This is a genomic window from Campylobacter canis (assembly GCF_045504005.1).
In the GTDB taxonomy this organism is placed as follows: Bacteria; Campylobacterota; Campylobacteria; order Campylobacterales; family Campylobacteraceae; genus Campylobacter_A; species Campylobacter_A canis.
In genome coordinates this window covers 23,141-32,346 of record NZ_JBJJXH010000014.1, presented here as the reverse complement: position 1 = coordinate 32,346, position 9,206 = coordinate 23,141, and the positions used below count along the sequence as shown (strand labels likewise).

General features: G+C 37.4%; 9 protein-coding genes. 1 reads left to right on the top strand and 8 read right to left on the bottom strand.

What is annotated here, in order from left to right; all coding sequences use genetic code 11:
• Positions 1 to 2,760 (top strand): calcium-binding protein (locus ACHJH3_RS10655; RefSeq protein WP_407064781.1); only part of this gene is annotated, 2,760 nt, incomplete at its 5' end.
• Between the two features lie 403 nt (positions 2,761 to 3,163).
• Here ACHJH3_RS10655 and ACHJH3_RS10650 read toward each other — a convergent pair.
• The 8 genes from ACHJH3_RS10650 to ACHJH3_RS10615 all read right to left on the bottom strand — a co-directional run bounded on the left by ACHJH3_RS10650 (position 3,164) and on the right by ACHJH3_RS10615 (position 9,109).
• Positions 3,164 to 3,580 carry an RDD family protein gene (locus ACHJH3_RS10650; RefSeq protein WP_407064780.1) on the bottom strand — a complete coding sequence of 139 codons (417 nt, stop codon included), beginning with the start codon at positions 3,578 to 3,580 and terminating at the stop codon, positions 3,164 to 3,166.
• Between the two features lie 84 nt (positions 3,581 to 3,664).
• Complete coding sequence (gene pyrE, locus ACHJH3_RS10645) at positions 3,665 to 4,273, bottom strand: orotate phosphoribosyltransferase (protein WP_407064779.1); 609 nt, start codon at positions 4,271 to 4,273, stop codon at positions 3,665 to 3,667.
• A 50-nt stretch (positions 4,274 to 4,323) separates the two neighbouring features.
• Entirely contained in the window at positions 4,324 to 5,991 is a 1,668-nt protein-coding gene (locus ACHJH3_RS10640) for a DUF4153 domain-containing protein (RefSeq protein WP_407064778.1), read from the bottom strand.
• Between the two features lie 80 nt (positions 5,992 to 6,071).
• The gene (gene frr / locus ACHJH3_RS10635; RefSeq protein WP_407064777.1) at positions 6,072 to 6,629 is read right to left on the bottom strand and encodes a ribosome recycling factor; all 558 of its coding nucleotides are present in this window, start codon (positions 6,627 to 6,629) and stop codon (positions 6,072 to 6,074) included.
• Positions 6,619 to 7,590 carry a polysaccharide deacetylase family protein gene (locus tag ACHJH3_RS10630; RefSeq protein WP_407064776.1) on the bottom strand — a complete coding sequence of 324 codons (972 nt, stop codon included), beginning with the start codon at positions 7,588 to 7,590 and terminating at the stop codon, positions 6,619 to 6,621. Before ACHJH3_RS10630 ends, frr begins: the two co-directional genes overlap by 11 nt.
• Positions 7,591 to 7,605: 15 nt before the next feature.
• Entirely contained in the window at positions 7,606 to 7,953 is a 348-nt protein-coding gene (secG, locus tag ACHJH3_RS10625) for a preprotein translocase subunit SecG (RefSeq protein ID WP_169943118.1), read from the bottom strand.
• A 63-nt stretch (positions 7,954 to 8,016) separates the two neighbouring features.
• Positions 8,017 to 8,406, bottom strand: a complete 390-nt coding sequence (locus tag ACHJH3_RS10620; RefSeq protein WP_172201921.1) for a thiamine-phosphate pyrophosphorylase — start codon at positions 8,404 to 8,406, stop codon at positions 8,017 to 8,019.
• 1 nt (position 8,407) lies between these two features.
• Positions 8,408 to 9,109: a Bax inhibitor-1/YccA family protein gene (locus ACHJH3_RS10615; RefSeq protein WP_169943120.1), complete on the bottom strand. Its 702-nt coding sequence runs from the start codon at positions 9,107 to 9,109 to the stop codon at positions 8,408 to 8,410.
• Between the last annotated feature and the right edge of the window lie 97 nt (positions 9,110 to 9,206).

Here is a 9,206-nt window from a genome sequence, read left to right as displayed (position 1 = left end):
AGTCCTAAATCCACAGACGACCTTACTATAGAAAAAGGTGCTATAGACCCTATCAATCCTCAACCAGAAGCTCCTAAGGCCATTCCTTCTATTAAATTTGTAGAAGATCTTGACGATAATTACGTATTATCTAGAAATGAGAATAAAGATAAGCCTGAAACAACTACTGTAAGGGTTAAAGTTCTTCAGGAGGTGCAACCGGGAGACAAGATAACATTTAAAGTTTTTGACGATAAGGGAAAAGTCTTGCTGGAGGTTAAAAAAGGAGAGATTACTCCTGATATGCTTAGCGAAGAAGGTGCCAATTTTGAGGTAAAAATCAATAACGGAGACAAGCTAAGAGCTGAGGCATTTATAGAGTCTGCAACTTTAGGCAAGTCATTCACGGTAGAGGATAAAGTGACTGTAGATTTTGGCGTACCAAGCAAACCAACAGTAACATTTATAGAAGATAGTGATAATAATTCAATTATTAGTGACACGGAGAATTCTACAGACGGATCTAAAACATCAAAAGTTGCAGTAGAGCTTCCTGACGGTGCTCAAATCGGCGATGTTCTAAAAATTACTGTTATTATAGGAAGCGGACCTGATGCCAAAATAGAGACTTTGGAATACAAAGTAACTGAAGATACGCTTAAAACTCCATTAGATGGACTAAAGTCACCGGGAGTATTTATAGATGTTCCTGTTAAATACGGCAAAGAGGCTATAGTCAAGGCTGTTTTAGAGGATTCAAATAAAAATGCCAGTGAAGAAGCTAGCGATTCGGCAACTCTTCTTCCTGATTTTGAAATAACTCAAATTTTCAATAGTCATGATTTAACTACTAACGATAGTGTTAATACTTATAATCCTGACGCTAAAAGCATGGAGCTAAATGATTCGGGATTTAGATATGATGGTTCTAGAATTATTTCAAATGATAGAAATCCTCATATTTCAGGTATTGTGGCAGAAGAGTTAAAATCTTATAATCCAAAGATTATAGCTACCGATGTTGATACAAATGCGAGCGTAGAAATTCCTATAAATAAAATAGGCGTTGACGACAAAGTCAAAGCAGCTATAGAGGCGGATGCAAATAAGACTTATAAAGATTATGTCGTAGCAGAGTCCAAGGAAGATGGACTATGGAAAGAAGAAGTTGAAAATAGACCGTTTATAAAAGCAGATATTGGGTCAGACGATTTATATGCAAGAAATCCTAATGCAGGATTAAAAGACGGCGTTTATGATCTTAAAATAGATGGTCCGGTGGATAGTAACACCGTTAGATTTACCGTTGATTACAATGCACCTATGATTAGAGATTTAGTTGCTAAATACGATGCAACCAATAATACGACCGTATTTAGTGGAATAGTGATCGATAAAGGCGTAACTGAGAGTTATAAACTAGAAGAGCACTTTAATAATGGCGCATTTAAGTTAATAGATGAAAAAGGTAATGTTATTGATCCTAAAGGAGGATTTAAACTAAATCCTGACGGAACATTTAGTATAGTCTATGAGGGAAATTTTGAAAATATCAAACACCAATTTTCTATAGAAGATATAGCTAAAAATACAAGAGTAGAGCTAAGAGATGTCGCAGGTGTTGCAGGTGTTGATAGTAAGGTTACAACTTCTTACGGTAATGATGATGTATTTACCGGTTCGGGTAAAGACAAAATTCTTACCGGCAGAGGGGATGATTATATCAATGCTGGTAGCGGAGATGATATTATAGTATCGGGCGTAATTGATAGCTTTGGCGAAACTAGGGATGAGATCCAAGCTCTTAGAAATAACCTTAGATGGCTAAACGGCAAAGACGGAACTCAACAAGCCGATGAGAAGCTACAAGAGGTTCTGGATATGGTTAAACCTATAGTAGGCAAAGATACTTTGGCTATAGACAAGAATATGAGTCATACCGGCGATGATGATGTAATATTAGGAGGCGACGGCAAAGATATTATACTATCCGGTTCAGGCGATGATATCATACACGGCGGGGGAGATCGCGATATTATCTTTGGCGGAGACGGTAAGGATAATATTTACGGTGGCGAAGGCGGTGACTATATCAATGGCGGTTACGGGGACGATACGATACACGGTGGTGATGGTAATGATATTATCTTTGGTAACCACGGAGATGATTTTATAAGCGGTGGCACAGGAGCTGATAGTATATACGGTAGAGAGGGTGATGATACGATACACGGCGGTGAAGGTGGCGATGCCGAACTTTGTGGCGGAGTAGGAGTGGATAAGGTATATGGCGAATCCGGAAACGATAATATAACTACTTTTGAGGCGTTTAGATTCGAAGGAGAAAAGATAACAATAGAAGATGCGATTCTAGATGGCGGAGAAGGATATGATACTCTTACCGTAAGCAATAGATCAAAAAGCTCACTATCTGATGCCGGAAGCGGAGAAACTATCGACTTTAGTAAGATAGATCAAGCCGAACTTGATGCTAAGATTGAGAATTTTGAGCGAATTAGATTTAACGATAGCAATAATAAGCTAGCGGGCATAGATGCTCAAGATATACTCGATATTATGGATAAGGATAGCGGTGACGTAACATTTGTAATACAAGCTGCTAATAATACGACCGGTAACGAAGTAGAACTTAAAGGATTCACTAAGGCTCAAAACCAATCGACAAATGGATATACTACATACGAATCCACGGTTACAACAGATAGCGGCGCTACCAGAACCGTTAAAATAGAAGTAGATAACGATATAAACGTTATATAATATCTTTATAACCTGAGCCATTTGGCTCGGGTTATATCTAATTATATTTTTTGGCTCTGTTAAAATATAGTGTTGATTATGATATTTTAGATTCCAAAAAATGCAACTAAATATTGTATAAAAGACGATAATGTCCTAAAGCAACAATCTATGTTAATAGCTTCTTAAATTTGCAGTATCTCTTTAGTGTTTTACGGATATAGCGATTCAGATTAGTATTTTTTGTCAAGAAATATCAATGAAGTATTTTAATAGAGCCTATTTTTTATTAACTATCTCATTTTTTTGCATAATCAATTTTATATTTTATAATTATTCTTGTCTAGAATTAGTATTTCTCATTATATTTTTTGCAACTTTACAAGATTGATAAATAAAGTTTTAAATATCGCTATCGGTTATTTTATTTCTTGCTAACCGCAGCTGAATTTGTAAGCAAATCGTGCAAATTTAGCCTGTCTTTTCGGAAAAAACATAAGCAAATTCCAATCAAACTAAAACCCGCTAAAACAAAGCATACATAGCGAAGAAATGCGTGAAATAATCCTAACTTTTGCCCATTTTTTAAATTCACAAGGTATATGTCTTGGCTTTTATAGCCTGGAGTTTGCGCTTTGATGCTTTGAAAAATGCAGATGATAACTCCAAATAAAAAATTTGTGATAAAGATTGCCAGCTGGTTGTTTTGAAACTCGTTTTTGCCGTCTAAAACAGCGTAAGTCGTGATATAAAGAATTGGCATAAGTATGAAAAAAACATCGGCTATAAAGGCCTTTATCCGCGAAGGCACGCTTGCGATGATTGCTTTTTGCTTTGCCAAATTTACTCCTGTTTTGATATTAAATTTGCTCTACTAGGAGCAGGATAAATTTAAATTATCCCTGCTTAAATCCGCTAAAATTTGTTAATTTCCTCTGCTGCCCGGCTTTATGGCTATGCTGCCATCCTTGCATAGTGGGCAGTTTTGCGGTTCGTAAATTTCAAATTCAAAATTTCCAAGCGCAAAGATCGGAAGATCGCTTGGCAGCTTGCAGCTTGGCTTGCGCTCGTTTTTTAAATTTGTTAGCGGACAAAAGCCTCTGCTTGCAAGTGCTGCAAATGCAACCACCTCTCCGCCAAGGTCCCTGATAATATTTGCCGCCTCAAGCGCGGAGCCACCTGTGGTGATGATATCTTCGCAGATGACGAATTTCTCGCCCTCATGCACTTCAAAGCCGCGGCGCAGAGTCATCACTCTATCAACTCTTTCGGTAAATATAAACCTCTTTTTTGCTGCGCGAGCAAGCTCATATCCTGCTAAAATTCCACCTATTGCAGGCGAGCACACGGTGTCAAATTTAACTCCCGCTTCAGATATCACGCGAGCCAGTTCATCGGCTAATTTGCCTGCTATTATCGGATTTTCAAGCACTTTTGCACTTTGTAGATAAAACTGCGAGTGGTTGCCGCTAGTTAGTAGAAAATGCCCCTTAAGATAAGCGCCTGCATCTTTGTAAATTTGCTCTAAATTCATATTTTAGCCTTTGAAATTTTTAGGTTTATCTTAGCACGCAAGCGCTTAAGCTACTCTTTTTCTAAAAAGAAAGCAGGCGTGGCTCTAAGTAGGCTGTAGCCTTGACTTGGACTCACTTTAAGCTCAAGCCAGTCTATCACAAGCACTCCTTTCTCTGTGTATATCACAAGCAGATCGTCTGCAAGCTGATTTATAATTTCGTAAGAATAAATAGTGTAAAAATCAAGCCCTCGCTTCTCAAATACGCGCTTAATATGATCGTTCATGTTGATTGATGCGATTTTTTGATCATCTTTAAAAATTTCTATGAAACCCTGCTCTTGCAATGCCTCTCTTTCGTAGTTTAAGCTATCTACTATCAAGTTTTTGTATCCAGATAGTGCAATCTGAGTGCTACTTAGCTTTAAGCTTCTATACTCGGTCGCCTCTTTGGCGGTCCTTGGCAAGTAGCCATAATGCGTTAGTTCATTAAGTAAATTTTCATTGTTTGGCAAAGAGTAGTTGTTGTCTAGGTTTTTGATAGCATACGCCATATCGGTTAGTTTAATCTTGTCATTTGAGCTTAAATTTGAGATGTCTATCTTTTTTATTTCACCGTTTTGGTCGGTTAAATTTAGCTCGTTTAGATAAGAGTGCATCCTTGAAATTTGCGAATTGAGCGAAATTCCTCTGGCATCTATAACAAAAAATGTTATCAAGATTAGACTCACGCTTATAACGGCACAAATTCTATAAGAAAATAACCTTTTAACCATCATTAGCATGTAGATTATCGTTGCTAGGGTAGCTGCTGCGATGAGATAAATTCTGCTTGGAGTTAGACCATATGTATCCGTTCGCTCTAAAATTCCAACCCATAAAAGTATGAGAGTGGCTGATCCTAGATAGGCAAAAAATTTATAAAAATTTGAGATTTTACTTGTTTTAAGAGTACTGCTTGAACCCAAATTTACCACATTATCTAAGGCTGTTAGGATAAATCCCGCAAGCAGATAAATAAGCACGACAATCGCAACTCCGCCCTTTGGCAAGCCGCTTATAAAGGCGATATTTGCCATATAAAGATAAAGTATGCCTGTGTAGATGATAAGAGTGGGTGTCAGGATGAAATTTAAAATGTTTTTTAAAAGTTGGTTTGAATCCCTAAAATAAAATTTATCCTCAAAAAGCAGAAATAAAAACGGCACGAGCGCGATAAAATTTGCCACGTGAAAGTTGACCAAAAAATTTACTCTATACAAATCGGTATCAAAAAAGTAGTCAAATGCCGCAATTATCAAGCTTATAATGATGGCTAGTAGTGCAAATATACCAAACGCCAAGGCTAAATTTAAAATCTTACTTATCGCATTTTTGATAAATCCTTCGTCGTCTTTTGCAAATTTATCAGCCAAAAGCGCAATCGCCGCTATAGTATAAACAGCCCAAAATTTTTCATTATGGAAGTAAAAATCACTTTTATACTCTAGGGCATAAACAATAAAAGAGCCGATTATCGGCACTAAAATAGAGCATGTATAAGCAAATTTATTGTACCTGCTTAGATAGATTACGACTAGATAAAGTGGCGAAAATAGCCAGTATTCAAAGTTTGCTTCTAAAAATTTATACGGCAAAAACAAAGCGGCGAGCGTAAACGCAAAGGCTGTTAAAATTTCGATCTTATGAGATGAGATGGTGGGTTTGATTTGTTGCAAGATAGGTAAAAGCGCACTCATCGCTCTCCTTTATAAATTTCGGCTAAATTTGCAAGCTAGAGATTACGGCTTGTTTAGAGTGACAAGCCGTAAATTTAGGCTTAAACTTTAAGTAGTTCAGCCTCTTTTTCTTTTACTAAAGTATCAATTTTAGTAGTGTATGAATCGGTTATTTTTTGCACTTCGTCTTGAGCTTTCTTGCTCTCGTCCTCGGTGATTGATTTGTCTTTTTCAAGTTTTTTTACATCATCGTTAGCGTCTTTTCTTATGTTTCTAACGCTTACTTTCGCCTTTTCGCCCATGGCTTTTGCATGCTTTGCATTTTCTTGGCGTTGCTCAACCGTCATAGGAGGAAAAAACAGCTTCACACTCTCGCCGTCGTTGTTTGGCGTTACGCCTATATTTGCCGCAGAGATCGCTGCCGTGATAGTTTTTAGCATTGATTTTTCCCACGGAGTTATGCTGATAGTGCTTGCGTCGCTTGTTAGTACGGTTGCAACTTGATTTAGCGGAGTTTGACTTCCGTAATAATCAACAAAGATGTTATCAACTATGCTTATGCTTACTTTACCTGTGCGAAGGGTTGAAAAGTCGCGCTTAAGGCCGTCTATGCATCTGTCGCAAGACTCTTTTTGTTTGTTATAAATTTCATTCAGCATTTATATCCTTTACTAGAATTTTTGTTGTCGTTTTGCCGTTTACTTTTAGGCTCATTCTTACTTTGTATCTGTCGATAGGCTCTTTAAATTTGATCCTCATTTGACCGTCTTCAAGCTTTACTTTTTTAGTACCTTTACTTGTTGCGGAAAAATATCCAAATGACGCATTTTCGTCGGTTTTAATTACAACCTCGTCTATTTTATTGTTTTTTGGATAGTCTTTTGGCATTACCCATTCGGCTTTTAAAAATTTGATAGCAAGAGCAGCCTTTAGATCGGTTCCATCCATAAGCGGAGTTCTGTCAAGCTCAAGCAGGTCGCTACCTTTGCCGACCGCGCTTGAATTTTGAGCTAGTAAAACCTCAAGCCCGTATTCTACGGACATATTTCTTACTTTATCGTTGTATTCTCCGTACGGATAGGCAAAATACTTTGGCTTATAGCCCATGTGCTTTTCAAAAATTCTAATGCCGTCTTCAAAATCATATCTTAATCTATCGTTACTAAGACCCACCATGTGAAGGTGCCCGTATGAGTGATAGCCGATTTCGCCGTATTTTGCTGCCTCTTTGATCTGCTCAAAGGTCATGAAATCGCCGTATTTTTTGGCACTTGCTTCAACGTAAACCATCAAAGCAAATGGATATCCGTACTCGATAAATATCGGAAGCCCATTTTCATAAAAGCTCTTGTATCCGTCATCTACCGTTAAAACTACCCATTTATCCGGAATTTCTTCGCCGTTTTTTAGCGCTTCTACTAGTTTTGAAAGAGGTATGACCTCATATCCGTTATTTTTGAAAAACTCAAACTGCTCTCTTAAATTTTCATTAGAGATATTAGTGCTTGGGTGTCTTGGATCGTTAAATCTATGATAGTTAAATATATGTGCATCAGCCCAAAGAGAAACGCTTGTAAGCAAAAACGCCAAGCAAAATTTCAAACAGATATTTTTAGCCACTTTTTTCTCGCAAATTTATTTAGCCGGCGCTATAGGTGCAGCAGGAGCACTTGGTGCGACAGGCGCGGCCGGAGTTGCGCTAGGAGCCGGAACTGTAATGTTTTTCGTATCTACGCTATCAATTAGCGATTTTTTTGTTTGAGTGTTGTAAGTGTAACCTAAGGCAAGTGTGTTTAAGATGAAAATAACGCCAACCACAAAAGTAAATTTAGCCAAAAATCCCGCAGGCCCTTTTGCGCCAAATAAGCTTTCGTTACTTCCGCTGTATGCGCCAAGTCCGATTGAAGAGCTCTTTTGAAGCAAGACGGCTACGGTTAAAATTGCCGCTAAAACGAATTGTAAAACCAAAAAGAATGAACTCACAAAAAATCCTTTAAATTTGAAAATAATTAGTAGCGATTATACTAAAAAAGTTTTAAAAATTCTCTAAATTTCTTTTTCGATTTCGTAAAGATCGTATCTGATGGATTTGAAAATTTCCGAATTTGTAGCATCGATAAGCTTAAAGCATTCCTCTAAAACCCTTGCACTCTCTTGTGCGCGTTTTAAATTTGCTATTTGTAGATCCGCTAAATTTGCTCTATCAAATTCGCTTTTTACGCTTGGTTTTAGCACATCATTTTTAGCGTCTCTAAATTTGATAAATTCGCTTGAGTTGATTTTGGCTTTGTGCCTGAGTGTTTTGATTTTAGAAGAGAGGACAAAGTCGTCAAAGACATATCTTCTGATGTCCTCAACGACTCTTAAACCCTCTTTGAGTCTATTTAAATTTGCGTCAATTACTCTGTAAATACGCTCATTTAAATCGCCGCTCATTTTATTCTCTATTTAGGATTCCTAAAATTTGAAGCAGTGAAGTAAATAGATTTACAAAGTCAAGATATAGTGCAACCGCTCCTTCTATCGGAGTTTCGTAGTTACCTCGAATGATATTTTGCGTATCGTAAAGGATGTATGCACTAAATAAAATCGCGCTTACGCTTGAGATAACAAGCTGAAAAATCGGACTTTTGAAAAATAGATTCATAATAGCCGCTACTATTACTACGATAAGCGTGATAAAGAGCATTTTGCCCATAGCTGTAAAATCTCTTTTTGTATTCATCGCAAACACGCTTAATGCACCGAATGCAACAGTCGTAAGCGTAAATGCTTGAGCCACTATGCTAGCGCCGCCCGGCATCGCTAAAACCGAAGCTAGAAGCGGAGTAAGCGTAAGACCGCTAACAAACGTAAATGCAAAAAGCAATACTAAATTTAATCCCGCTTTGCGTTTAGCTGCCATAAGACCGAATAAAAGCCCCAGCTCAACCACTACAAGTCCGATGAATAGAGGTAAATTTCCTATAAACATATGCGCTATGCCAAGACCGACATATGCCCCAACGCTTGCTGCTAGAAGTGAAGCGGCAAACAGCTGGTAAGTCTGCTTGATAAACGTGCTAAGCGAGCTTTGAGAATACTCTCTCGCCAACTCTTGTTCGTGTGAGTTTGCATAATTTCTATTGTATAAACTCATCAATTCTCCTTATGTAATTTTTTATAAATTTATCTAAAAAATAGTAAATAAAGTATAAAAGATTTTTTAAAACCACTAAAAAATGTTATTTCACAAG

Coding starts and splice junctions, on each gene's coding strand:
- pyrE (WP_407064779.1), bottom strand. CDS start 4,273: ATGAATTTAGAGCAAATTTACAAAGATGCAGGCGCTTATCTTAAGGGG.
- ACHJH3_RS10640 (WP_407064778.1), bottom strand. CDS start 5,991: ATGAGTGCGCTTTTACCTATCTTGCAACAAATCAAACCCACCATCTCA.
- frr (WP_407064777.1), bottom strand. CDS start 6,629: ATGCTGAATGAAATTTATAACAAACAAAAAGAGTCTTGCGACAGATGC.
- ACHJH3_RS10620 (WP_172201921.1), bottom strand. CDS start 8,406: ATGAGCGGCGATTTAAATGAGCGTATTTACAGAGTAATTGACGCAAAT.
- ACHJH3_RS10615 (WP_169943120.1), bottom strand. CDS start 9,109: ATGAGTTTATACAATAGAAATTATGCAAACTCACACGAACAAGAGTTG.